Origin of the sequence: Mycobacterium basiliense (assembly GCF_900292015.1) — a bacterium.
In the GTDB taxonomy this organism is placed as follows: Bacteria; Actinomycetota; Actinomycetes; order Mycobacteriales; family Mycobacteriaceae; genus Mycobacterium; species Mycobacterium basiliense.
In genome coordinates, this window is sequence record NZ_LR130759.1 from 5,219,411 (window position 1) to 5,242,729 (window position 23,319).

Sequence of the window (23,319 nt, forward strand, 5' to 3'; positions counted from 1 at the left end):
CTATTTGCTCCCCTCCCGCGCGGTACGCAGCAGTTTGGCCACGGTGTCCGCCGCGTCGTTGAGCAGCGCATCACGTGCGCCCGGATCACCGGTAACGCGCTCCGCGAGCAGCCGCAACTTAGTATTGGATTCCTGAGACCATTTCGCCAGCAGTTGGAATGCGGAGTCGGCGTCTAGCCGGTACTCGTGCATCAGCACGCCGATGGCCTGATTGATCAAGGCACGTCGGGAATTGACCGCCGCCACGGATTCAGTCAGTCGCTTTTGTACGTCTGATTCGAATTGCTCGGTGATGTCGACGTAGAACCCGGCAGTGCCGGCCAGCGCACCTTTGCCATCGTAGAGCGGGTTTGCAACGACAACCACAACGTGCGTGTCGCCATGGGTATCGATGATTCGAAGCTGATTGCTGCACGCCATCCCGTAGCGGCAGACGCGCTCCACCATCTCGGCTACCACGGCCTTGTCGTCGGGATGCTTGTGCGCGATCAGTAGATCGGCGGTCGGCCGGACGCGACCCGGCTGATAGCCATAAATGCGGGCCAGCTCGTCCGACCATTCCCAGCGATCATCGCGCGAGATGTAGCGGAAGCGTCCCACCCGCGGCCACCGATTTCGTCGTAGCGACGAACCCTCAGGCACTAGCGCGGCCTGTTCGAGTGCACAGCACGGGCCCTCGCGTTGCTAAGGTTCTGGCGCCGACTTTGCCAGGGCCTATGACCCAGATAGTCTCTCCCCCTTCAACTAAGCCGCTCAACACGGCCTGCACTGCTCCCACGGTTTGGCGGCGCCGCGCGCCGCGGCACGATCCCCCCTCCTCGTCCCCCGCCGGTTCAACCGACAATTACCCACGCGGTGAGCCGCTCACACCGGCTCCATCGATTAGTAGTGTGGCAGCGCCACGTCGCGGGTGCGCAGCAACAGCGGAACCGCCACCCAGAAAACCGCAAAGATCGCCAGCGCGCAGGCCCCCGCGATGATGCCCGCAACATACCCGGACACCGCGTCGAAGATGATGACGGTTACCCCGGTCAACGCGAGGCCAAGCAGCACCAAACCGGCGTAGGCGCACCGGTGCGCCGCCGATACCAGCACCACCAGGCGATGCCGCCGGAACAGCAGCCGGTGCATGCCCACCGGCGCGATCAGCAGCACCGTCGCACCCACCGAACAGGCCACCGTCGCCAAGTACACCCAGTGCAGCGTCAAGACGTCGAAGCGCTGCTGAAACGGGAGGGTCAACAAGAACCCAGTGAGCAGCTGTACCCCGGTCTGCACCACCCGCAGCTCCTGCAACAGGCTGCTCCAATTGCGGTCGAGCCGTTCCAGTTCGGTTTCCCCACGACTTTCGTGGTTCCACCGCTGGTCGCGTTCGGGATGATCGACATCCATGCTGTGATCATCGCACTTGTGCACGACCCCGACGGGGTTTCCCCTGCATGCCGAACGGCCCGCCACAGCATCGTGGCGGGCCGTTGCGGATACAGGCCGGATTAGCCGGACATGAACTCGTGGTAGGCCGCTTCCAGATTCGGCGGCAGCGCGGTCACCTGGCACTGCCGTTCGGTGTCACCGATCGGCGCCAGGATCCCGCGCAGGTCGTAGTACTCCTGGGGATGCGCGGTGAAGTAACCGCGAATGTTCGCCGCGGCCTCTCCGCGCGGCTGGCCGTAGGCGGCCGAAACCACCTGGCCGGCGCCCGGGTGTGCGGCAAGGTACTGTTGTGCCGCGCCGGTCACCGCCGAAACGGTGGCGTCGATACCCGCTGGACTACAGTCGGGCGTCGCCGCCGCCGAGGGTGCTACGACGACGCCGAGAACGATCCCCCCGAGCAGAAGCCCGACGCTAGCGCCGCCGACTCCTCGGCGCATGCCAATACTGCTGATTTTCATAGTGATGTGTTCCTTCAAACGAGCGAACAATTTGGGTCCCCGAATCCCTGAAACCCAACGTAGCCATTCAAAAGCAACCTGCCCACAACGTTCGCGCATAACGAACATCCGCATCGCGGGCCAAACGGCGCGTACCCTACGCACCGTAGATCCGCTAGGAGCTAGCGGTTGAGTTCGCCGTCCCGCACGCCGGTCAACGCGTCATCGAGGGTGGGATACAGCGGAAACGTTTTGTCCAGACCGGTCAGGTGAATCGGGCGCCTAGTCGCCGGGCCACGCGCGACCACCCCAAACCCCGCGTTGCCGCCGAGCGTCTCGTAGGTCGAAGCGAGGATCTTGAGCCCCACCGAACCGAGAAACTCCACCCCCGACAAATCGATGACTAACGCCGCCGGATTCTCGGCGAGCACCTCGCCGATGGCTTCTTCGAGGGCCGGAGCTGTGACCAAATCAATTTCGCCGCCGACACTGAGCACGGCAACCCCGTCGTGGTCGGTGACCACAGCGGTGATCGAATCAGGAGCTGACACTGGTGGTCCTTTGTCTGAGCCTTCGGTGTGCTGCAAGCCTAGCCTGCCTCGCTAACCGCGAGAAGGAGAAGACCTCAAAGCGTCACACGACGTCCCCCACGCTAGTCTCGCCATATGATCAGCGCCCCGCGGAGCGCGACGCGGCACTTGGGAGGCCAGATGTCAGATTCGCCGTCCGACCTGAGCAGCTCCAGCGTCATCGCAGCACCGGTGGGGGCATCGAGCGACGGTTTGCTGCCGCAGCTGGTCCAACATCTCCGACAGAATCGAACCGGTTTACGCGAGAAGTGGGCGCGCAGCATCACCGAGGCGCGGCTGCTCACCTCCATGACGCCCGAGGAGATCTTCTCCGAAGCGACCGCGGTATATGACAACTACGTCGGTGTGCTCGAGACCGGAAGCGTCGAAGCGCTGCAGGCCTACGCGCAAGACCTGTCGGAACGCATCATTCCCCGGGGTGTGGAAACGGACGAGGTCGTCGGCATCGTCTTGTTGCTGCGCGACGTGCTGGCGCGCTCGCTGTTCGAGAAGTACCAGACCGACTTCAAGATGCTCAACCAGGTCCTCGATGCCTACGAGCCGGCGGCCAACCGCATCGCCAATACCGTGGCTGTCAGCTTCGTCCAGGAGCGTGAGCGCGTCATCCGCCAGCAGCAGGAGGCAATCCGCGAACTTTCCACGCCGGTGCTGCAGGTGCGCGAGCAGTTGCTGATTCTGCCGATCATCGGGGTGTTAGACAGTCAACGCGCCCGGCAGGTCACCGAGCAGCTGTTACGAGCAATTCGGGCCAACCGGGCAAAGCTAGTGGTTATCGACGTCACCGGGGTACCCACTATCGATTCCACGGTGGCAAACCATCTGGTCCAGACGGTGGACGCATCACGGTTGATGGGTGCCAGTGTGATCATCACCGGCCTGTCCTCCGACATTGCCTTGACACTGGTGACCATCGGCCTGGACCTGTCGAAGATGAATGCCGTCGGCGATTTGCAGGGCGGAATCGAGGAAGCCGAGCGTTTGCTGGGCTATGCCGTCACCCGCACCGGCGATTAGTCGGGTACGGACAACCATCGAGGGCTGCCGATGCCAGTACCGATCTTGAAACAGGGCCCGATCCTGATCGCGACAGTTCAGGCGGCGCTGACCGACTCCGACACCGAGCGGCTTAGGTACGACCTCATGGAGCAGGTCAGCCGGTTCCGGGCGCAGGGAATCGTCGTCGACGTCACCGCTATCGACGTAATGGATTCGTTTGCGGCCCGGTCATTTCGGACGATCGCTCACATGACCCGGTTGCGGGGTGCGACCACGGTAATCGTGGGGCTGCAGCCTGAAGTCGCGTTTTCGATGGTGCAACTGGGTCTGACCTTTGACGATATGGCCACTGCGCTGGACCTCGAAGAAGGGATAGCGCTGCTGAACAAGCAGCTGGGATTGCGACAGTCGACGATCGGGCGGCGCGACGGTGCTGGGTGAGACCGTGGTGAACATCAACGACTCCGACGACATCGTCGCCGCCCGCAAGGCGGGCCACCAACTCGCTCTCGACCTCGGATTCTCACTCACCGACGTGACCATGATCGCCACCGCGATTTCCGAAATTGCCCGCAATATCACCAGCTACGCCGGCCGCGGCGTGGTGCGGGTGACGGTACAGGACCGGGAGGGCCGCAAGGCCCTGCTGGTGCGCGCCGAAGACGACGGTCCCGGCATCGCCGACATCGAGCGCGCGATGGAGGACGGCTATTCCACCGGGCGCGGCCTCGGCATGGGCCTACCGGGTGCGCGCCGCCTGATGGATCGGTTGATCGTGAAATCGACCCCTGGCCGCGGAACAATCGTCGAGATGTGGAAATGGGTCCCGCCGCGTGCGTGACCACAGCAGATCGGGGGGCCGGTTCGGGCCAATCGAGTGGGCGACGACGGGTCGTCCACGGCCGGGCGAGCAGGCTTGCGGTGATCAGACGATCGCGGTGCAGATCGAACACGACGGCGCCCTATTCGGCGTGATGGACGGCCTCGGACACGGACCGGCCGCCGAAACGGCGGCACTCACCGCCCTGCACGTGCTCAGCGACGCCCGCGACGAGCGTCTTGAGGTCTTGATCCAGCTGTGTCATCGCGTGTTGGCCGGTACCAGAGGGGTCGCGATGACCCTGGCCAGGATTGATTTCCCGGCCAGCAAGCTGACCTGGACCGGGGTGGGTAACGTCACCGCCAACCTGGTCGCCAAGGCGATCGGCGGTGCCCAGATCCGGTCCAGTTTGCGCCTGACAGCCGGCATCGTCGGCTATCGGATTCCGGAGATCACGCCGGCCAAGCTTGTCACCACCCGTGCCGGTGATCTGCTGGTGATCGCCAGCGACGGGATTGCCGACGACCACCTGGATCACATCGATTTCTCCGCCTCCGCTGCCACCATCGCCGAGCAAATATTGGTCAAGCACGCCAAGAACACCGACGATGCCATGGTGCTTGCCGCACGTCACCGGGGCATCTCGACATGACACCCCCCCACGACTTCCACGACGACTATGCCGCCGCACTGGTTGCCTACCTGGAAACACGCGACGAGGAGAGCCTCGCCGTCGGGCATGAGCTCGGGCGCCGGGCGCTACAGGAACAGATCAGCATGCTCGACATTCTTGAGAATCATTTCGGGCTGCTCGACGAGCTTGCGCGCAGATCAGACGGGGACCGCCCGGACGCGCTGCAGTTTCTGCTACAGACACTGGCACCGCTGGATGTAGCGACACGCGGATTTCTAGACCGGACAAGGCTTTACGCACAGCAGCGAGCGCGTGCCGAAGATCTCGAACATCGTGACAAATTCCGTACCGCATTGGTGAACTCTTTGCAGGAAGGGTTCTTCGTCGCCGACCACGACGGTGCGGTGATCGATATGAACAACGCGTTTGCCGAGATCCTCGGCTATCCCCCAGAGGGTTTGCCGTACCGCTGGCCGCACCCGTGGCTGGTTGACCGGAATGCAGCCGCACAGCAACAAGAGCGGGTTCGAAGCGAGGGCTGCGCGGAGTACGAGACGCCAATCCGGCACCAAGACGGCCATCTGGCGTGGGTGACGGTGAGCATCAATGCGGTTCTCGGGTCCGGGACCGATCGCGATGTTTATGTTGGCACTGTCCGCGACATCACTGCGGAACGTGCGTTTGCCGCCCGGGAAAGCGCGGTGCTTCGGCTGGCCACTTCGGTGGGTGTGGCCAAGAGCCTGGACGACGTGCTCTCGTTCACCCTCGACGAGTGCCGGACGGCGGTTGACGTCCAACGCGTGGTCGCGGTCATGTGGCCACCCGGCGACGGCGAGCCCACCGTCCGGATGGCCGGAGAGCCGTCCGAATTATCTTGGCGTGCAATGGATCCTATGTTACGACAGACATTTCAGGATGCCCGCCAACAGTTGCCGCTGACGGCGAGGACAATCGAGTGGCCGGACTCACCGGGTAAAGCGCGGGGTCTGGTCGCGGTGCTCTCCGGTGCCGCGGACGTCGCGCTGTGGTTGGAGTTGGCAGCGCCCCGCTGGGTCACCGCCGAGGACCGGTTGCTGGTTACCGTGCTCGTCGGTCACCTGAGTCTGGCCATCCAGCATGTCCGGCAGTTCGAAACTGCCCGGGACACATCGCTGACTTTGCAGCGGGCCATGCTGCCGTCGGTGGAGCCACCGCCGGGGTTTGCCGTGCGCTACGAACCCGCGGTGCCACCACTTGAGATCGGCGGTGACTGGTATGACGTGCTGCCGATCGGCGAACACCGCATCGGCATTGTGGTCGGTGACTGCGTGGGCCGTGGCCTACCGGCCGCCGCCATCATGGGTCAGCTGCGCAGTTCGGCGCGCGCACTGCTGTTGACCGGGGCGCAGCCGGCGCTGTTGCTCGAACAACTGGACGCGGCGGCGGCGCTCATCCCGGACGCCTACTGCACAACGGTCTTCCTGGCGATCCTGGACACCGAATCCGGGATCCTCGACTACAGCAATGCCGGACACATGCCCGCCGCGCTTGCGGACCCGAAGTCGGGAACAACGATGTTGACCGATGCCCGGTCGGTGCCGCTCGCGGTCCGCCGAGTGGAGCCTCGCCCGGAGGCGTCCCAGATATTGCCGCCCGGGTCGACGCTGATGCTTTTCACCGACGGCCTGGTCGAGCGCAAACATGAGTCGATCGATGACGGTTTGGGACGCGTCGCCGACGTCCTGGCGGACTCGATGATGTTGCCGGTCGACGCCGTCGCTGATGCGGTGCTGCGCCAGTTAGCTCCGGAGACCGGGTACGACGATGACGTCGCGATGGTGATGTACCGCCACCAGCATGGCCCCCTTCGAATTGAAACCAGGGCTACCCCAGATCAATTGGCCGGTATCCGGCGTCAGCTGGCGTCGTGGCTACGGGCCGCCAACGTCGAAGACGACGAAGCCGGTGACATCGTGCTGGTAATCAGCGAGGCCTGCACCAACTGCATCGAGCATGCGTATCGCGGAAACGGCGTCGGAACGATGCTGGTGGACATAGAAGCCGTTGACGGGACGATACACGCCCGTGTGGTCGACTCCGGTTCGTGGAAGGAACCGACGACCGCTGTGGGCGGGGGTGGTCGTGGCCTGCTGCTCATCAGGGCCATCTGCGATTCGGTCGAAATCGACAACACCCCCGGCGGAACCGCGCTCGACATGACGTTTCGACTGCCGTCTGCGGCAGACTCAGACGAGCAGTCAAGCGGTGCAGTTTGAGCGATTGAGTACGGGGTATCCATCGATGTGACTCGTACATCGCTCCCACATCGGATAATCGGAGATCCTCGGATAAACGCAGATCTAGCCGACATTGAACCTTCCTTGCCGGCGGGTTGCGGCCCGCTATCGATCGCCGTGCGTCGTGCCCTGACCGGCCCTGCCCCACGCGACCCGTTCGCCCACGTCAGCGCCTCGGTGCGCGATGTCGATCCGGGCAGCCTTGATCTGCAACTGGCCTTGTACATGTGCTACGAGCTGCACTACCGGGGCTTTGCCGGGGTCGATCCGACCTGGGAGTGGAACCCCGCGCTGCTCCATTTGCGCGCGGAATTGGAGCGGGCTTTTTTGGCAGGCATTCGCCGCGACGTTGGCCGCGTCGAACCGGGCGACACGGCGTTGGTCGAAATGGAAAAGATATCAATTGAACCCGTCGACGGAACCGGGCCGTCGTACCACCTGCGCGACACAGGGACGTGGCAGCAAATGCGCGAATACTTCGTGCATCGGTCCCTTTACCACCTCAAAGAGGGGGATCCGCACGCCTGGGCCATCCCCCGCCTGACGGGCGGCGCCAAGGCGGCATTTGTCGCGATTGAGTTCGACGAGTACGGCGCTGGCCACGGGCCCCGCCTGCATCAGCAGCTATTCGCCGATCTGATGGAGGCGGCCGAGCTGGATTCGACGTATCTCGGCTACCTCGATGCGGTGCCCGCCGAATCCCTGGCGGCAGTCAACGTTATGTCGTTGTTCGGGCTGCACCGACGGCTGCGCGGGGCGGCGATCGGACACTTCGCGGCCACGGAGATCACCTCCCCGCCGGGATCTCGGCGAATGCTAGAGGCATTGTGCCGGATGGAGGCGCCCCAGGAATGCCGCACCTTCTATCGCGAACACGTGGAGGCCGACGCGGTGCACGAGCAAGTGGTCCGCATCAACGTCGTGGGTGATCTCATCGCTCGCGAACCCCAACTGGAACGTGATGTTGTATTCGGGATCCGTGCACATGCGCTCTTCGAAAACCGCTTGGCCAACTCCATCATGGAGCCGTGGCTGGCCCGTCAAACGTCACTGCGACGATCGGTGACATAACGTCGTCCGGGCGTCAAAACCACGGTCAAAACCCGGGTGGATGGTCGCTCACTTCGGGTCAGGCTTCGGCCGGCACCGCCGGTGGCTGGTATCACACAGCGGATATTGCTTGCTGCGCAGACAAGTGCAGATCGCGACCATGAATCGGTCGGATTCCACGACTCTGCCGCCGGGCGTCTCGATTCGTACGGGTCCGGACACCAATACCGGTCCCTTTGGTACCACCTGCACGCGGGTGGTGGTCATGATTTGTCGGCCCGGATCACCACGATTTCCTCCTCTTGGCAGCCATCCGGCAGCAGACCCTCCGCCCGTAGCCACGACGCTCGCGCGGACAGCACCGGACCCAGCGGAATCCGCTGCGAGGCAATAACTGAAGCCTCCATTCCGGTTTCCCGCAGAGTGACAAGCGACCGCTGTACGTCGGCCAGTGCTGATTGCACCAGCAGTAGGGATCCGCCGCGACACAACAGCTTTGACACCGATTCGCACAGCGGATCCAGCACTAGCCGTCCACCGACCCCGGCGTCCCATGCCCACGACGGACCGGCCGACCTCGGGATCATTTCGCATGCCGGCGGAGTCGGCACATACGGCGGATTGGACACCACCACCTCGAATGGTGCACAAGCGAATGCCCTTGTCCACGAACCATGTCGAATGTCGACATGCACCCCGGCATCCACGGCATTATCGCGAGTGCAGCGCACCGCATGCGGACAAATGTCAAAGGCAGTGACGCTGGCACAACCCATGACAGCGGCGGAGATTGCCACGAAACCGCTGCCCGTGCACAGGTCGAGCACCCTTCGCCGGGGAATCAGACCCGTCCGTCGCATGGCTTCGACAAGCAGATGTGAATCATGTTGCGGCTGGTAAACAGCAGCTCCGGGCAAGGTGGAATCCGGGGCGGTGATCGTCAACGCAAGCCTTTCGTGGCGCCGCCGCGGCGGTCACGGCTTGACATAACTAATGCCCGCGATGGACCGCTTCGAAACCGAAAGCGCCTAATTCGCCACATCGCTAACGACGGACACCTGTCCGAGTTGCTTGACGAGCGCCGCACAGAACGCGGGAAGGTCGGCCGGTGACCGACTGGTGATCAGATTGCGGTCCACCACCACCTCCTCGTCGACCACGTCGGCACCGGCGTTGCGCAAGTCGGTGCGAATACTCGGGTAAGAGGTCAACGTCCGCCCTTGGGCCACATCGGCCTCCACCAGCGTCCAGGGCCCGTGGCAGATGGCGGCGACCGGCTTTCCGGACTGGACAAAGTCGCGAACGAACGCGACCGCGGTGCTGTCCAAACGCAGCTTGTCCGGGTTCACGGTGCCACCGGGCAGTACCAGTCCATCGAACTCAGCCACCGATGCATCCGCAACCGCGCGATCCACCGAAAATCTCCCGGCCGGTTCGAGATCGTGTTCGCGCGCTTGGATTTCACCGGGGGACAGCGATATCACCTCGACCCGGGCCCCGGCCTGAAGCAGCACCGCCCGGGGTTGCTCCAGCTCGATCTTCTCCACTCCGTCAGCAGCCAGGATGGCGATCCTCCTGCCTTCCAAGTTGTTTGACATCACTATGCTCCTTTGGCAATTCCAGTTGTCACGCGATCCGGATAGGCCCGCCGGTGCGGATACCCAGGTGGCAAAACTCCAAACGTCATGGCCGCCAGCACTACTCGCAGGCCGTCCGAAGCGCCTGCAGCAGCGGTTCAGCGGCCTGTTCGAAGAAAGCGTCCTGGTGCTGACCACCGATCTGGACGAGGGCTATATGGGTGAACCCGGCCTGCCAATATGGCCTGACCGTCTCCACGATGGTGTCCAGATCCGGCCCGCACGGAATGCTCGCGGCGACATCTTCGGGACGCACGAACTGCGTCGCGGCGGCGAAACCGGCCGGCGTCGGCAAATCGGCATTGACCCCCCATCCGCCGGCGAACCACCGGAACTGGTCGTGGGCACGCTCGATGGCAGCGTCACGGTCGGGGTCCCAGCACACCGGTATCTGTCCGACCACCCGCCCCGCCCCGGCCCCAGTCGAGGCTTGGCGCGTTGCGTGCCAGGCGTCGACGAGTTCGGCGTTGGGCTCCACCGCGATTAGATGGTCGCCCAGTTTGGCGAATTTTTCGATGGCCTTCGAGCCCCCGACGGCGACTCCGATGCCAACCGGGACGTCGGGTAAGTCCCATAGTCGCGCCGAGTCCACTTGGAAGTAGTCGCCGCGCCAACTCACCAATCGGCCGCCGAAGAGTTCGCGGATCACCTTGATCGCCTCCCGCAGCATGTCTTGTCGCCGCTCAACCGCGGGCCAGCCCCTACCTACGACGTGCTCGTTGAGATTCTCGCCACTGCCCAACCCAAGCGTGAAGCGACCATCGGAAAGGATCTGCACGGTAGCGGCCTGCTGCGCCACGATCGCCGGGTGATAACGCATCGTCGGACACGTCACATAGGAGTAGAGGTCGACCCGCCGAGTCGCGTATGCCACCGCCCCCAGCACCGCCCAGGCATTGGGCGCATGCCCTTGCGCCGTCAGCCACGGGGAAAAGTGGTCGCTGCAGACCAGAAAGTCAAAACCCCGATCTTCGGCCGAAACAGCATGTCGAACAAGGTCTTTGGGCCCGCTTTGCTCGGTCATCAGCGTGTAGCCAAAATGCGTCACACCCATCGGGGTACCCGGCTGGGTCGGACACAAACGACCGGGTTGGCTACAGCCGCTCTTTGACCGCCGTGGACAACCGGGCACCGTCCGCCTTACCCTCGGCGATTACGGTGGCGGCCTTCATCACCAGCCCCATCTGCTTCATGCTGGGCCGTTGTCCTATTTGCTCAGCCACCTGAGCAATCGCGGTGTCGGCCACATCGGCCAACTCTGCGTCGGTGAGCGGAGTCGGCAAATACTCATCGATGACTCGAGCCTCTGCGTGCTCGTTAGCGGCCAGATCGCCACGCCCGTTCTGGGTGTAGATCTCGGCGGACTCGCCACGCTTGCGAGCCTCCCTGGCCAGCACCTTGAGCACCTCGTCATCGGAGAGTTCCCGGGACTGCTTGCCGGACACTTCCTCGGTCTGGATCGCGGCGAGCAGCATGCGCAGGGTCGCGGTGCGCAATTTATCCTGCGTCTTCATCGCCTCAGTCAGGTCCGACCGAAGCCGGGATTTGAGTTCCGCCATGACAGAGACGCTACGCGCCGGAACGCTTTGGAACCCAACACCAGACCAAGATGCTGCCTACATTGAGAAATACACCGACCGCCGACAGGATGGAGCCCATGACGAACGACGACAGTCGCTGCCCTCGATGAGCACGCTGCCGCCGGATTATCCGCCGTCAGGGGCCGACGATCCGCCACCAGGTTACGAAACACAGCCGGCGTACGGTCCGCCGCCGGCATACGGGAATCCGCCACCGGGCTACGGCGGTTTGCCACCCGGATACGGCCCCCCACCGGGCTGTGGCGCCCCACCGGGCTATGGTGCCCCGCCTGGCTATGGCGCCCCGAGCTACGGCCCACCACCCGGGTACGGCCCACCACCCGGGTACGGCCCACCACCCGGGTACGGCCCACCACCCGGGTACGGCCCGCCGCCCGGATACGGCCCCCCGCTGCCTCCCGCGGCCGTCAAGCCCGGGATCATCCCGCTGCGCCCGCTGACCTTGAGCGACATCTTCAACGGCGCGGTCGGCTACATCCGGGCCAATCCGAAGACAACGCTGGGAATGACCGCCATCGTGGTGGTGGTCATCCAAGTCATCACCTTGATCGCCACCATCGGACCGTTGGAGGCCATCAATCGGCTCAATACCCACCCCTCGGCCCACCTGGGTCTGGGTGTACTGGGCGCGTGGACCGGTTCGATCGCGGCCAGCGCGCTGATCAGCTGGCTCGGTGGCATGTTGCTCAGCGGAATACTGACCGTCGTCGTCGGGCGGGCGGTGTTCGGCGCCTCGATCACCATCGGCGAAGCATGGACCAGGGTCCGCGGGCGCCTACTGACGTTGATCGGCCTGGCGCTGCTGGAAGCCGCCGGTGTCACGGCGCTGCTCGGCTTGGTGGTCGTCATCCTGGTCGGGGTCGCGGCCGCCGCCAACGGAGCGGCGGCGGTCTTGCTGGGTTTCCCGCTGCTGCTGCTGGTCGCGTTGCTGCTGGGCTACCTGTACACCGTGTTGATGTTCGCACCCGTGCTGATCGTGCTAGAGAGGCTGCCCCTAGTCGATGCGATCACCCGATCTTTTGCGCTGGTCACCGGCGGGTTCTGGCGGGTGCTGGGCATCCGCTTGCTCGCGATGCTGGTGGTGGGCCTAGTCGGCGGCGCCATCTCGGCACCGTTCAGCATCGTCGGCCAGATATTGCTGGGCGCCACGGCCAGCAGCGACTCCATCACCATGTTGCTCGTCGGCGCGACGCTGTCCGCAATCGGTTCGGCGATCAGCCAGATCATCACCGCGCCCTTTACCGCCGGTGTTGTGGTGCTGCTGTATACCGACCGGCGCATGCGGGCCGAGGCCTTTGACCTAGTCCTGCAGACAGGGGCGGCCGGTGGGCCCACCGCCGTCGAGTCCACGGATAACCTGTGGCTCACCCGGGCGTTCTGAGGACAAGTGAGGACTGACTGACGGTGCCCTCTATCGACATTGATCGTGACGCTGCGCACGAACTCGCACAGCGCGAACTCGACAAGGCCATCTACCCCAGGGATTCCCTGTCGAAACAGCTCAACGATTGGGTCAACGAGCTGCTGTACCGGCTGTTGACGAAGGCCTCCACGGTATCGGGAGGGTGGTTCACCATCACCGTGCTGCTTATCCTGCTGGCAATAGCGGTGCTGGTCGCCGTCCACATCGCCCGCCGCACCATCCGCACCAAACGTGGTGGCGATTACCAACTTTTCGAGGCCGGCCAGCTCACCGCGGCGCAACATCGCAGCACGGCCGAACGCTTTGCCGCCGAAGCCAATTGGGCCGCTGCGATCCGGCATCGGCTGCGCGCGGTCGCGCGGCAACTGGAGGAGACCGGCGTGCTCAATCCCGCGCCCGGGCGTACCGCCAACGAGTTGGCGACCGACGCGGGTGCTGCGCTACCTCATCTATCCGGGGAATTGACGCAGGCGGCAACGGCGTTCAACGACGTCACCTACGGCGAGCGGCCCGGAACTCAGACCGCCTACCAGCTGGTCGCAGACCTTGACGACCACCTGCGATCACGTTCCACCTCCGCATCGACGGTGCACCAACAGCCCGCCGCGCTTGAGTCGTGGGCGCAGGTCCGGTGACGACGCAAAGCGCCGAATCGGCGCCCGGACCCACCCGACGGCGGCGGCCGTGGCGTGGGATATTGCTCACCCTGGTGGCCGTTGCCCTGGTCGCCTCGATCGGTACCTATCTGACAGCCCCGCGACCCGGGGGCACGATGGACCCCGACGGCACCAACCCATCGGGCGCTCACGCCCTAGTCACGTTGCTGCGCAATGGCGGAGTGGAGGTCGTGGTCGCCCACACCACTGCCGATGTTGAACGGGTCGCACGTGCCGATTCGCTGCTGCTGGTGGCACAGACGCAGTATCTGTCCGACTACGCGCTGCTGCATCGGCTGGCAGACACTCCCAGCGATCTCCTACTGGTCGAACCCACCGCCAGGACCCGCAGGGTGCTAACCCCCAAGCTGCGCATCGGGAGCGCCCACGATTTCGCCAACCAGCCGGATTGTCCACTGCGAGCGGCTAATCGCGCCGGCCGAGTCCACTTCGGACCCAGCGATGCGTATCTACCCAAGGGGGATCTCACGCCGATGAGTTGCTATGGCGGGGCATTGGTTCGCTATCGCGACGCCGGTCGAACCATCACGGTGGTGGGCAGTAGCCATTTCATGACCAACGACGGATTGTTAGAGGAGGGCAATGCCGCGCTGGCGATGAACCTCGCTGGTGACCGACCCCGCGTCGTCTGGTTCGCGCCTGACCGCGTCGAGGGTGAAACAACTTCTCCTGGATCGATTTTCGATCTGATCCCGGCCAACGTGACGTGGATCGTCTGGCAGCTGTGGCTGGTCGTGATCCTGGTGGCACTGTGGAAGGGCCGACGGACGGGCCCGCTGGTGGCCGAGGACATACCCGTCGTCGTCCGCGCATCGGAAACCGTCGAGGGCCGCGGGCGGCTGTACCGATCGCGCCGAGCCCGGGACCGCGCCGCGAACGCACTGCGCACCGCCACATTGCAGCGCCTGCTGCCCCGGCTCGGTATCGGCTCCAGCGCGGATCCGCAAGCGGTAGCGCTGACGGTGGCGCAGCGTAGCGGCGCCAATCCGGGATTCGTTTGGTATCACCTGTTCGGTCCACCCCCAACCACCGACCATGAGCTGGTACAACTTGCCCGTGCACTCGACGACATCGAAAGGCAGGTCACACACTCGTGACACATCCGGCTCCCACCCAGTCCCCGATCGCGGATTCGGCACGTGAGGCGTTGCTGGGATTACGCGCCGAGATCGCTAAAGCCGTTGTCGGCCAGGACGGAGTGATCAGCGGGTTGGTCATCGCGCTGCTATGTCGGGGCCACGTCCTTTTGGAAGGTGTTCCCGGAGTGGCCAAGACGCTGATGATCCGAGCCATGTCCGCCGCGCTGCAGCTGGAGTTCAAGCGGGTGCAGTTCACCCCCGACCTGATGCCCGGCGATGTCACCGGTTCGCTCGTCTACGACTCCCACACCGCTGAATTCGTATTCCGACCGGGCCCGGTGTTCACCAATCTATTGCTCGCCGACGAGATCAACCGAACCCCACCGAAAACGCAGGCCGCGCTGCTCGAAGCGATGGAGGAGCGGCAGGTCAGCGTGGAAGGCGAGGCAAAGCCGCTGCCGAATCCGTTCATCGTCGCGGCGACGCAGAACCCCATCGAATACGAGGGCACCTATCAGCTGCCCGAGGCCCAGCTCGACCGTTTTCTGCTCAAACTGAACGTGACGCTGCCCACACGCGACTCCGAGATCGCAATTCTCGGCCGGCATGCCCATGGCTTCGATCCCCGCGATCTGTCGGCGATCAAGCCGGTGGCCGGACCGGCCGACCTGGCCGCCGGTCGTGAGGCGGTGCGTCAGGTACTCATCGGCGACGAGGTGCTGGGCTACATCGTCGATATCGTTGGGGCCACTCGCGGCTCCCCGGCATTGCAGCTGGGTGTTTCGCCGCGCGGGGCGACCGCGCTGCTGGCAACCGCCCGGTCCTGGGCGTGGCTGTCCGGGCGCAACTACGTAACTCCCGACGATGTAAAGGCCATGGCCCGCCCCACCCTGCGGCACCGGATCATGCTGCGCCCGGAGGCCGAGCTGGAGGGCGCCACGCCCGACGGCGTACTGGACGGCATACTGGCCTCCGTCGCGGTGCCCCGCTAGTGGTCCTGACCGGACGAACCGGCCTGCTGGCGCTCGTCTGCGTCCTGCCGATCGCGGTGTCGCCCTGGCCGGCGAGAGCCTTCGCAATACTGCTGGCGGCGCTGGCGATCGCGGTGGCCACCGATATCGTGCTGGCGGCCAGCACGCGACGGATGCGTTTTACCCGTTCGCCGGACGGTTCGGCCCGGTTGGGCCAGCCGGTGGATGCCGGCCTGCTGATCCAAAACGACGGCCGGCGCCGCTTCCGGGGCCTGGTTCGCGACGCCTGGCCGCCCAGTGCACGCGCTGAACCACGCACCCACCGGGTCAACATCGCGGCCGGAGACCGCCAGCGCGTGGACACCCAGCTGCGGCCCGTCCGCCGCGGCGACCAACGCGCGGCCCTGGTCACGGCGCGATCGATCGGCCCCCTTGGCTTGGCTGGACGACAGAGTTCGCAGTCGGTGCCGGGACAGGTCCGGGTGCTGCCGCCATTCCTATCCCGCAAACACCTGCCGTCACGACTGGCCAAGCTGCGAGAAATCGACGGGCTATTGCCCACCCTGATACGAGGGCAGGGCACCGAATTCGACTCGCTTCGTGAGTACGTCGTCGGCGACGATGTCCGCTCGATCGACTGGCGCGCGAGCGCACGCCGGGCCGATGTGATGGTCCGCACGTGGCGCCCCGAGCGCGACCGGCGCGTTGTCATCGTGCTCGACACCGGGCGTATGGCGGCAGGACGGGTCGGTGTCGATCCCACCGCCGCCGATCCGGCCGGGTGGCCCCGGCTGGACTGGTCGATGGACGCCGCGCTGCTGCTGGCAGCGCTGGCGTCGCGGGCCGGCGATCACGTCGATTTCCTGGCCCACGACCGGGTGAGCCGAGCGGCGGTGTTCGGCGCGTCGCGCACCGAACTGCTGGCCCAGCTCGTGGCGGCGATGGCGCCGCTGCAGCCGGCGCTCGTTGAATCCGATTGGCGGACAATGGTTGCCACCATTACCCGGCGCACCCGCCGGCGCTCGCTGGTGGTTCTGCTGACGGACCTCAACGCCACCGCCCTCGACGAGGGACTCTTACCGGTACTGCCGCAGTTGTCGGCAAAACATCACGTAGTGGTCGCCGCGGTGGCAGACCCCCGCGTCGACCAGCTGGCCATCGCACGCTCCGACGCGGCGGCCGTGTACGACGCGGCGGCCGCAGAGCGCTCCCGCACTGAGCGCCGAACAATCGCGTCGCGCTTGCACCAGAAGGGAGTGGAGGTCGTCGATGCGCCCCCGACCGACATCGCACCCGCGCTCGCGGACCGGTACCTGGCGATGAAGGCGACGGGCCGGCTCTAGCCGTCGCCGGCGGCCGCGAGTGCGAACGACGCGACGCTCCCACGGCGTGTCGCGTCGTGGCATTCACACTCGTTGAGCGTCAGCCGGTGGGGACCACGTCGGGTGCGTCCTCGATGTCGCCGGTCTCACCGGCTTGGGCCGCGCGCCGTCCGAAGTAGACGATGTAGAACAAGAACGCCGCCTCAGCACTGGCGCCAATGGCGATCCTGACGAATGTCGGCACCGGCGATGGTGTCACCAACGCTTCGATCAACCCGGAAACTAGCAGCACCCCCACCAGACCCACGGCAACCGACACCACCCCGCGACCTTGTTCGGCCAGCACCTGTCCACGTGGCCGGTCGCCCGGCGAGATGACCGACCACCCCAGCCGCATTCCGGTTGCGGCCGCTAGGAAGACCGCTGTCAGCTCGAGCAGCCCATGTGGAATGAGCAGCCCGAGCAGCAGGCCGCCCTTGCCGGCGTGGAACATCAGCCCGGCGATCACTCCCACGTTTGCCGCGTTCTGGAAGAGCACCAGCGGTATCGGCAGCCCCAGCACCACCGACATCGCGATGCACTTGGCCGCAACCCAGGAATTGTTCACCCAGACCTGCAGTGCAAACGACGTTGCGGGGTGCGCGCTGTAATACGACTCGACGTCATGACTGACCAATTCGTCGATCTCAGTGGGGGTTCCGATGATGGATTGCACCTCGGCGCTGCCCGCTACCCAGAAAGCGATGAGTGCCGCGACAGCGAAGAAGGCCACCGCGGTTGCCAGCCACCAGCGCCAGGTGCGGTAGGCCACCACGGGGAAGGAAACCGTCCAGAAGCGAACGAACGTACTCGTCAGCGGGGCATGCGCACCGGTAACCGCGGCACGCGCGCGGGCGACCAGGCTCGAAAGTCGGCCGGTGACCGCCGAATCCGACGACACCGACCGCAGCATCGACAGATGGGTGGATACCCGCTGGTAGAGCTCGACGAGCTCGTCGATTTCGACACCGGTCAGCGAGCGACGCTTCTTGACCAACTGATCAAGCCGATCCCAGGTAGGGCGGTGGGTCAGCAAGAACGCGTCGACATCCACCTGCGCAGCCTACCCAACCGAGCCCGGCGGATAACCGTTCGCAAGCCTGTACCGTTCCCTGTTATGTCGGAGGTGGTAACCGGGGACGCCGTAGTGCTCGACGTCCAGGTCGCGCAGCTACCGGTGCGCGCGGTCGGCGCGATCATTGACATCGTTGTGATGCTCACCGGCTACATCCTCGGCATGACGTTGTGGGCGGCAACCCTGAGTGAGTTCGATGACGCGTTGACCGTCGCGTTTCTCATCATCTTCACGGTACTGGTGCTGGTCGGTTATCCAGTGGCCATAGAAACCGCCACCCGGGGCCGCTCGGTGGGCAAGCTTGCGATGGGTCTGCGCGTGGTGTCCGACGACGGCGGTCCAGAACGCTTCCGCCAAGCGCTGTTTCGCGCGCTGTCGTCGATCGTCGAGATCTGGATGCTGCTGGGCAGCCCTGCCGTGATCTGCAGCATGCTTTCGTCGAAGGCCAAACGCGTCGGCGACATATTCGCCGGCACCATCGTCGTGAGCGAGCGCGGTCCCCGGTTGGCGCCAACACCGGCGATGCCGCCGGCGCTGGCCTGGTGGGCGTCGTCGTTGCAACTCGCCGGGCTCACTCCCGGCCAGGCCGAGGTTGCACGCCAATTCCTTTCCCGTGCCACACAACTCGATCCCAGGTTGCGGGATCAGATGGCGTATCGGATCGCCGGCGATGTGCTGTCCCAGATCGCTCCACCACCCCCGCCGGGCACACCGCCGCAGCTGGTTCTCGCGGCCGTACTCGCCGAACGGCACCGCCGAGAACTGGCACGTCTGCGCCCCATGGGACCCCCCACGATGCCGCACACGGCACCGGCGCCCTGGACACCGACCGCCCCGCAATACCCGGGCTGGCCGCCCGCCCCGCGACAGCAGAATGCCGATCCCGGCGGCTTCTCGCCCCCGACCTAGCTACTGCGCCACGGCCACCGCAAGCAGCACCACGTCGGCAACCAACAGCGCGATCCCGATCAGCGGAACCGCAATGCCGCCACGGCGCTTGGCGGTGAACGCCGAGACGGCTATCGCCACCACGGCCACCACGGGTGCGCCATAGAACAAGAAGCCGAAGTCGATACCAACGCCCAGGTTGGAGCACCCGCTGGCACCGCAGGATGCGGTACTCATCACCGCGCCCAGCGCGAACAGCATCACGATCGTCGCACCCGGCACAGTGGCTACCGCCAGCACCCAGTTGACCCGCGACCGGGCCCTGCCGTCGCCCCGACCGCCGCGTCGACCATTGCTCGTCATCACTCACCTGCTACCCGACCCTTGCCAGGCACAAACGGGACGAAGCTGGCCAATCGTTGCATCGCGATCGTTAACGATATATCGTGATATTCACTTGATACATCGGAGGCACGACTGGTGCCCCGCAGACCTCTAGGAATATCGACATGAACAACCTCTTCACCCCTCCCGGCGGGCCGTTCGGTGCCCGTCCGGGATTCGGCTTCGGTCCCGGGCCGGCACAGCGGCGCGCGCTGCACAGCGCTCGACGGCATGCCCGGCGTGAATTCTTCGAACACCTCCGCGACCACGACGGCGGCCACGACGGACCCTTGGGGTTCGGCCCGGGCTTTGCTCCGGGCTTCGGCTTCGGCTTCGGCCCCGGCAGCCCACGAGGCGGCTGGCGCCGTGGTGGACCAGGCCGGGGACGACGCGGCGATGTCCGGGCGGCCATCCTGGTGCTGCTGAGCGAACAACCGATGCACGGCTACGAGATGATCCAGCAGATCGCCGAACGCAGCAACGGGTTGTGGCGGCCCAGCCCCGGTTCGGTCTATCCCACGCTGCAGCTACTCGATGACGAGGGACTGATCACCGCCAGCGCGCCCGACGGCAGCAAAAAGCTTTTCGAACTGACCGATGACGGCCGTGCGGCCGCCGATAAGGTGCAGACGCCACCGTGGGATGAGATCGCCGAAGGCGTCGACCCCGGTCACATCAACTTGCGGACGGCCATGCGCCAGCTGATCGGCGCGGTCATGCAATCGGCCCACACCGCAAGCGCCGAGCAACAGCAGCGCATTGTCGACATCATCAACAACGCCCGACGCGAGATCTACGGCATCCTGGGCGAGGACTGAACTCCGGTCGCCGGCCGGCACGTTCATTACGACACGTCAACCCAATCCAGGGTCCGCTGCACCGCCTTGCGCCAGCCCGCATACCCCGTGGCGCGTTCCTCGTCGGTCCACTGCGGCGTCCAGCGTTTGTCCTCTTGCCAATTGGCCCGCAGGTCAGACGGGTCCGCCCAGAAGCCGACGGCCAAACCCGCGGCATAGGCCGCACCCAGGGCGGTGGTTTCGGCAACCACCGGCCGCACCACGTCCACACCCAGCACGTCGGCCTGGATTTGCATGCACAGGTCATTGGTGGTGATGCCGCCGTCGACCTTCAACACCTCAAGGCGCACTCCGGAATCGGCTTCCATGGCGTCCACCACATCGCGGCTTTGGTAGCAGATGGCTTCCAGCGTCGCCCGGGCCAGATGTGCGTTGGTGTTGAATCGGGACAGTCCCACGATCGCGCCGCGCGCATCGGAGCGCCAATACGGGGCGAACAACCCCGAAAACGCTGGCACGAAATACACCCCACCGTTGTCGGCGACCTGCCGTGCCAGAGCCTCGCTTTGCGAGGCACCACTGATGATGCCCAGCTGGTCACGCAACCACTGCACGGCCGAACCGGTCACCGCGATCGAACCCTCAAGGGCGTATACGGGTTTGGCATCCCCGAACTGGTAGCACACGGTGGTCAGCAAGCCGTTGTTCGATCGCACGATCGTCTCACCGGTGTTCAGCAACAGAAAGTTGCCGGTGCCATAGGTATTCTTTGCTTCCCCAGCGCTCAGACACACCTGGCCAACCATCGCCGCGTGCTGATCGCCGACCACTCCGGTGACTGGCACCTCGCCCCCGAGCGGCCCGGAATCCAGCGTGACACCGTAGGGCTGCAGCGGTGAGGACGGCTCGATCGTGGGCAGCATCGCGCGGGGGATGGCGAAGAACGACAGCAGCTCGTCGTCCCAGTCCAGCGTTTCCAAATCCATCAGCATGGTCCGGCTGGCGTTGGTCACGTCGGTCGCGTGTACGCCACCACGCGGCCCGCCGGTCAGATTCCACAACACCCAGGTGTCCGGCGTCCCGAACAGCGCATCGCCGCGTTCGGCGGCGGCACGTACCCCGTCGACGTTCTCCAGGATCCACTGCAACTTCCCACCGGAGAAGTAGGTGGCCGGGGGCAACCCCGCCTTGCGTCGGATCACGTCCCCGCGGCCATCGCGGTCCAGGGCCGACGCGATACGGTCGGTGCGAGTGTCCTGCCAGACGATCGCGTTGTAGTAGGGCCGGCCGGTCTTCTTGTTCCATACCAGGGTGGTCTCGCGCTGGTTGGTAATGCCTAGCGCAGCAAGGTCTTTCGGCGACAAATCGGTCGCGTTGAGCACCGACATCAATACGGACGCGGTACGCTCCCAGATCTCCACCGGATTGTGTTCGACCCAGCCGGCGCGGGGCAGGATCTGTTCATGCTCGAGCTGGTGGCGGGCCACCTCGGCGCCTTGGTGATCGAAGATCATGCAGCGGGTGCTGGTGGTGCCCTGATCGATGGAGGCTACGAAGTCGGCCAACTGCTCTCCTCGGGTGACATCGAAGACTGGATGTAATCGTCCATGATGGTCTATGCGGGTCGGCGCTTGGGCGGTACCGGGGTGATACTTGCGCACCGGCCGGCAAACCGGTTGCATCGGCGTTGTGGGCGAAGAGGTCGAGCGCACTACGTATGACCGCGCACACCGGCGGGAATACCGGCGCAAAGTCCAACTTTGTGTGGACGTCTTCGAAACGATGCTGCATCGGTGCCGCTTCGATTCCGACCGCCCGCTCACCGGCATGGAGATCGAATGCAACCTGGTCGACGGCCAGTACCAGCCCGCCATGTCGAATCGCTCCGTGTTGGACGCGATCGCGGATCCGGCCTACCAGACCGAATTGGGCGCGTTCAACATCGAACTCAACGTCCCGCCCCGCCCGCTCCCCGGCCACACCGGCCTGGACCTGGAAAAAGAGGTGCGAGCCAGCCTCAACGATGCCGAGCAGAAGGCCAGCTCCGGTGGCGCCCACATCGTCATGATCGGCATCCTGCCCACCCTGATGCCCGAACACCTAGCCGATGGCTGGATGAGCGAATCGACGCGCTACAGCGCGCTGAATGACTCGATCTTCGACGCCCGCGGCGAGGACATCCCGATCAACATTTCAGGTCCGGAGCCATTGCGCTGGCAAGCCGCCTCCATTGCACCCGAATCAGCTTGCACCAGTATGCAATTGCATCTGCAAGTCGCACCGGCAGATTTTGCCGCCAACTGGAACGCGGCCCAGATGCTGGCCGGCCCACAGCTCGCGTTGGGCGCCAATTCGCCCTACTTCTTTGGCCACCGACTCTGGCCGGAGACTCGGATCGAACTGTTCACCCAATCCACCGACACCCGCCCCGAAGAGCTGAAGACCCAGGGGGTGCGACCCCGGGTGTGGTTCGGTGAGCAGTGGATCACCTCCATCCTCGACCTGTTCAAGGAGAACATCCGCTACTTTCCGTCGCTGCTTCCCGAAGTGTCCGAGGAGGACCCGGTCGCCGAGCTTGCCGCTGGGAAAATCCCCGAACTCGCCGAACTGCGGTTGCACAACGGCACGGTGTACCGGTGGAACCGGCCGGTGTACGACATCGTGGACGTGGACGGGGTCCGGCGGCCGCATCTCCGGTTGGAGAACCGCGTGCTGCCTGCCGGACCCACCGTCATCGACATGTTGGCGAATTCCGCCTTCTACTACGGCACGCTCCGGAGTCTGTCCGAAGCGGATCGGCCGCTGTGGTCGACGATGGCATTCTCTGCGGCACAATCGAATTTCCTCGCAGCGGCCCGACAAGGCCTCGACGCCCGGCTGCACTGGCCGGGCCTGGGCGAGGTGACCGCACCGGAGTTGGTGTTGGATACCTTGCTGCCGATGGCCCACGAGGGCCTGCGACGGTGGGGTGTCGACGCTGTCGTGCGTGAGCGGTTCCTGGGTGTTATCGAGGGCCGTGCCAAGACCGGCCGCAACGGCGCTAGCTGGCAGGTGACGACCGTTGACGCGTTGCAGGGCCAGGGGATGAGTCGCCGCGAGGCATTGGCCGAGATGCTGCGCCGATACTGCAAACACATGCACGCCAACGAGCCGGTCCATACCTGGCCTCAGTAACCACGCGTAGGTTGG

The 23,319-nt window shown here is 65.0% G+C and carries 26 protein-coding genes; 14 read left to right on the forward strand and 12 right to left on the reverse strand.

Going from position 1 to position 23,319, the window contains the following annotated elements; all coding sequences use genetic code 11:
* The 4 genes from MB901379_RS22265 to MB901379_RS22280 form a co-directional block, all read right to left on the reverse strand.
* Nucleotides 1–600: a PAS and ANTAR domain-containing protein gene (locus MB901379_RS22265; RefSeq protein ID WP_158018581.1), complete on the reverse strand. Its 600-nt coding sequence runs from the start codon at nucleotides 598–600 to the stop codon at nucleotides 1–3.
* 282 nt (nucleotides 601–882) lie between these two features.
* Nucleotides 883–1,392: a DUF6328 family protein gene (locus tag MB901379_RS22270; protein ID WP_158018582.1), complete on the reverse strand. Its 510-nt coding sequence runs from the start codon at nucleotides 1,390–1,392 to the stop codon at nucleotides 883–885.
* Between the two features lie 101 nt (nucleotides 1,393–1,493).
* Nucleotides 1,494–1,892 carry a heme-binding protein gene (locus MB901379_RS22275; protein WP_158018583.1) on the reverse strand — a complete coding sequence of 133 codons (399 nt, stop codon included), beginning with the start codon at nucleotides 1,890–1,892 and terminating at the stop codon, nucleotides 1,494–1,496.
* A 161-nt stretch (nucleotides 1,893–2,053) separates the two neighbouring features.
* Complete coding sequence (locus MB901379_RS22280; RefSeq protein WP_158018584.1) at nucleotides 2,054–2,422, reverse strand: STAS domain-containing protein; 369 nt, start codon at nucleotides 2,420–2,422, stop codon at nucleotides 2,054–2,056.
* 159 nt (nucleotides 2,423–2,581) lie between these two features.
* Here MB901379_RS22280 and MB901379_RS22285 point away from each other — a divergent pair, with 159 nt between their 5' ends.
* The 6 genes from MB901379_RS22285 (at nucleotide 2,582) to MB901379_RS22310 (ending at nucleotide 8,258) form a co-directional block, all read left to right on the forward strand.
* Nucleotides 2,582–3,475 (forward strand): STAS domain-containing protein, encoded by an 894-nt coding sequence (locus MB901379_RS22285; protein ID WP_158018585.1) that lies wholly within the window; start codon nucleotides 2,582–2,584, stop codon nucleotides 3,473–3,475.
* Nucleotides 3,476–3,505: 30 nt separating this feature from the next.
* Nucleotides 3,506–3,898, forward strand: coding sequence for an STAS domain-containing protein (locus MB901379_RS22290; protein ID WP_158018586.1), 393 nt, complete (start codon nucleotides 3,506–3,508; stop codon nucleotides 3,896–3,898).
* A 4-nt stretch (nucleotides 3,899–3,902) separates the two neighbouring features.
* Entirely contained in the window at nucleotides 3,903–4,298 is a 396-nt protein-coding gene (locus MB901379_RS22295) for an anti-sigma regulatory factor (protein WP_408632397.1), read from the forward strand.
* Nucleotides 4,299–4,395: 97 nt separating this feature from the next.
* Entirely contained in the window at nucleotides 4,396–4,929 is a 534-nt protein-coding gene (locus MB901379_RS22300) for a SpoIIE family protein phosphatase (RefSeq protein ID WP_408632318.1), read from the forward strand.
* A complete protein-coding gene (locus MB901379_RS22305) occupies nucleotides 4,926–7,166 on the forward strand; it encodes a SpoIIE family protein phosphatase (protein ID WP_158018589.1) in 2,241 nt (746 codons plus the stop codon). The genes MB901379_RS22300 and MB901379_RS22305 overlap by 4 nt, the downstream gene beginning before the upstream one ends.
* A 72-nt stretch (nucleotides 7,167–7,238) precedes the next feature.
* Nucleotides 7,239–8,258 carry an iron-containing redox enzyme family protein gene (locus MB901379_RS22310; protein WP_158019380.1) on the forward strand — a complete coding sequence of 340 codons (1,020 nt, stop codon included), beginning with the start codon at nucleotides 7,239–7,241 and terminating at the stop codon, nucleotides 8,256–8,258.
* Nucleotides 8,259–8,306: 48 nt separating this feature from the next.
* Here the strand turns inward: MB901379_RS22310 and MB901379_RS22315 are convergent, their stop codons facing one another.
* The 5 genes from MB901379_RS22315 to MB901379_RS22335 form a co-directional block, all read right to left on the reverse strand.
* Complete coding sequence (locus MB901379_RS22315) at nucleotides 8,307–8,504, reverse strand: CDGSH iron-sulfur domain-containing protein (protein WP_158018590.1); 198 nt, start codon at nucleotides 8,502–8,504, stop codon at nucleotides 8,307–8,309.
* Entirely contained in the window at nucleotides 8,501–9,181 is a 681-nt protein-coding gene (locus MB901379_RS22320; protein WP_158018591.1) for a HemK2/MTQ2 family protein methyltransferase, read from the reverse strand. The genes MB901379_RS22315 and MB901379_RS22320 overlap by 4 nt, the downstream gene beginning before the upstream one ends.
* 84 nt (nucleotides 9,182–9,265) lie before the next feature.
* Nucleotides 9,266–9,835: a type 1 glutamine amidotransferase domain-containing protein gene (locus MB901379_RS22325; RefSeq protein ID WP_158018592.1), complete on the reverse strand. Its 570-nt coding sequence runs from the start codon at nucleotides 9,833–9,835 to the stop codon at nucleotides 9,266–9,268.
* Between the two features lie 100 nt (nucleotides 9,836–9,935).
* On the reverse strand, nucleotides 9,936–10,928 hold the full coding sequence (locus tag MB901379_RS22330) for an LLM class F420-dependent oxidoreductase (protein ID WP_158018593.1): 993 nt from the start codon (nucleotides 10,926–10,928) through the stop codon (nucleotides 9,936–9,938).
* A 40-nt stretch (nucleotides 10,929–10,968) separates the two neighbouring features.
* Nucleotides 10,969–11,433: a GatB/YqeY domain-containing protein gene (locus MB901379_RS22335; RefSeq protein WP_158018594.1), complete on the reverse strand. Its 465-nt coding sequence runs from the start codon at nucleotides 11,431–11,433 to the stop codon at nucleotides 10,969–10,971.
* Between MB901379_RS22335 and MB901379_RS22340 the strand changes: the two genes are divergently transcribed.
* From MB901379_RS22340 to MB901379_RS22360, 5 genes are read left to right on the forward strand one after another with little or no spacing between them, the layout of a single operon-like run.
* A complete protein-coding gene (locus MB901379_RS22340; RefSeq protein ID WP_408632319.1) occupies nucleotides 11,432–12,856 on the forward strand; it encodes a hypothetical protein in 1,425 nt (474 codons plus the stop codon). The two genes, MB901379_RS22335 and MB901379_RS22340, sit on opposite strands and share 2 nt — an antisense overlap.
* 23 nt (nucleotides 12,857–12,879) lie before the next feature.
* Nucleotides 12,880–13,533 carry a DUF4129 domain-containing protein gene (locus MB901379_RS22345; protein ID WP_158018595.1) on the forward strand — a complete coding sequence of 218 codons (654 nt, stop codon included), beginning with the start codon at nucleotides 12,880–12,882 and terminating at the stop codon, nucleotides 13,531–13,533.
* Nucleotides 13,515–14,672, forward strand: coding sequence for a DUF4350 domain-containing protein (locus MB901379_RS22350; RefSeq protein ID WP_408632320.1), 1,158 nt, complete (start codon nucleotides 13,515–13,517; stop codon nucleotides 14,670–14,672). Before MB901379_RS22345 ends, MB901379_RS22350 begins: the two co-directional genes overlap by 19 nt.
* Complete coding sequence (locus tag MB901379_RS22355; RefSeq protein WP_158018597.1) at nucleotides 14,669–15,646, forward strand: AAA family ATPase; 978 nt, start codon at nucleotides 14,669–14,671, stop codon at nucleotides 15,644–15,646. Before MB901379_RS22350 ends, MB901379_RS22355 begins: the two co-directional genes overlap by 4 nt.
* On the forward strand, nucleotides 15,646–16,968 hold the full coding sequence (locus MB901379_RS22360; protein WP_158018598.1) for a DUF58 domain-containing protein: 1,323 nt from the start codon (nucleotides 15,646–15,648) through the stop codon (nucleotides 16,966–16,968). Before MB901379_RS22355 ends, MB901379_RS22360 begins: the two co-directional genes overlap by 1 nt.
* Nucleotides 16,969–17,047: 79 nt before the next feature.
* Here the strand turns inward: MB901379_RS22360 and MB901379_RS22365 are convergent, their stop codons facing one another.
* A complete protein-coding gene (locus MB901379_RS22365) occupies nucleotides 17,048–18,040 on the reverse strand; it encodes a stage II sporulation protein M (protein WP_158018599.1) in 993 nt (330 codons plus the stop codon).
* A 63-nt stretch (nucleotides 18,041–18,103) separates the two neighbouring features.
* Between MB901379_RS22365 and MB901379_RS22370 the strand changes: the two genes are divergently transcribed.
* Nucleotides 18,104–18,970: an RDD family protein gene (locus MB901379_RS22370; protein ID WP_158018600.1), complete on the forward strand. Its 867-nt coding sequence runs from the start codon at nucleotides 18,104–18,106 to the stop codon at nucleotides 18,968–18,970.
* On the opposite strand, the gene MB901379_RS22375 is transcribed toward MB901379_RS22370, so the two are convergent.
* Nucleotides 18,971–19,312 carry a hypothetical protein gene (locus MB901379_RS22375; RefSeq protein ID WP_158018601.1) on the reverse strand — a complete coding sequence of 114 codons (342 nt, stop codon included), beginning with the start codon at nucleotides 19,310–19,312 and terminating at the stop codon, nucleotides 18,971–18,973.
* A gap of 146 nt (nucleotides 19,313–19,458) precedes the next feature.
* Here MB901379_RS22375 and MB901379_RS22380 point away from each other — a divergent pair, with 146 nt between their 5' ends.
* The gene (locus tag MB901379_RS22380) at nucleotides 19,459–20,151 is read left to right on the forward strand and encodes a PadR family transcriptional regulator (protein WP_158018602.1); all 693 of its coding nucleotides are present in this window, start codon (nucleotides 19,459–19,461) and stop codon (nucleotides 20,149–20,151) included.
* A gap of 26 nt (nucleotides 20,152–20,177) precedes the next feature.
* Here MB901379_RS22380 and glpK read toward each other — a convergent pair whose 3' ends face one another.
* Nucleotides 20,178–21,749 (reverse strand): glycerol kinase GlpK, encoded by a 1,572-nt coding sequence (gene glpK / locus MB901379_RS22385; protein WP_162334493.1) that lies wholly within the window; start codon nucleotides 21,747–21,749, stop codon nucleotides 20,178–20,180.
* 70 nt (nucleotides 21,750–21,819) lie between these two features.
* Here glpK and MB901379_RS22390 point away from each other — a divergent pair, with 70 nt between their 5' ends.
* Nucleotides 21,820–23,304: a glutamate--cysteine ligase gene (locus MB901379_RS22390; protein ID WP_158018604.1), complete on the forward strand. Its 1,485-nt coding sequence runs from the start codon at nucleotides 21,820–21,822 to the stop codon at nucleotides 23,302–23,304.
* Nucleotides 23,305–23,319 lie beyond the last annotated feature (15 nt).

Excerpts from the sequence above, each read along its gene's own strand:
- MB901379_RS22270 (WP_158018582.1), bottom strand. The coding sequence starts at position 1,392 with ATGGATGTCGATCATCCCGAACGCGACCAGCGGTGGAACCACGAAAGT.
- MB901379_RS22275 (WP_158018583.1), bottom strand. The coding sequence starts at position 1,892 with ATGAAAATCAGCAGTATTGGCATGCGCCGAGGAGTCGGCGGCGCTAGC.
- MB901379_RS22285 (WP_158018585.1), top strand. The coding sequence starts at position 2,582 with ATGTCAGATTCGCCGTCCGACCTGAGCAGCTCCAGCGTCATCGCAGCA.
- MB901379_RS22290 (WP_158018586.1), top strand. The coding sequence starts at position 3,506 with ATGCCAGTACCGATCTTGAAACAGGGCCCGATCCTGATCGCGACAGTT.
- MB901379_RS22305 (WP_158018589.1), top strand. The coding sequence starts at position 4,926 with ATGACACCCCCCCACGACTTCCACGACGACTATGCCGCCGCACTGGTT.
- MB901379_RS22315 (WP_158018590.1), bottom strand. The coding sequence starts at position 8,504 with ATGACCACCACCCGCGTGCAGGTGGTACCAAAGGGACCGGTATTGGTG.
- MB901379_RS22325 (WP_158018592.1), bottom strand. The coding sequence starts at position 9,835 with ATGTCAAACAACTTGGAAGGCAGGAGGATCGCCATCCTGGCTGCTGAC.
- MB901379_RS22330 (WP_158018593.1), bottom strand. The coding sequence starts at position 10,928 with ATGGGTGTGACGCATTTTGGCTACACGCTGATGACCGAGCAAAGCGGG.
- MB901379_RS22340 (WP_408632319.1), top strand. The coding sequence starts at position 11,432 with ATGACAGAGACGCTACGCGCCGGAACGCTTTGGAACCCAACACCAGAC.
- MB901379_RS22335 (WP_158018594.1), bottom strand. The coding sequence starts at position 11,433 with ATGGCGGAACTCAAATCCCGGCTTCGGTCGGACCTGACTGAGGCGATG.
- MB901379_RS22370 (WP_158018600.1), top strand. The coding sequence starts at position 18,104 with ATGTCGGAGGTGGTAACCGGGGACGCCGTAGTGCTCGACGTCCAGGTC.
- MB901379_RS22375 (WP_158018601.1), bottom strand. The coding sequence starts at position 19,312 with ATGACGAGCAATGGTCGACGCGGCGGTCGGGGCGACGGCAGGGCCCGG.
- MB901379_RS22380 (WP_158018602.1), top strand. The coding sequence starts at position 19,459 with ATGAACAACCTCTTCACCCCTCCCGGCGGGCCGTTCGGTGCCCGTCCG.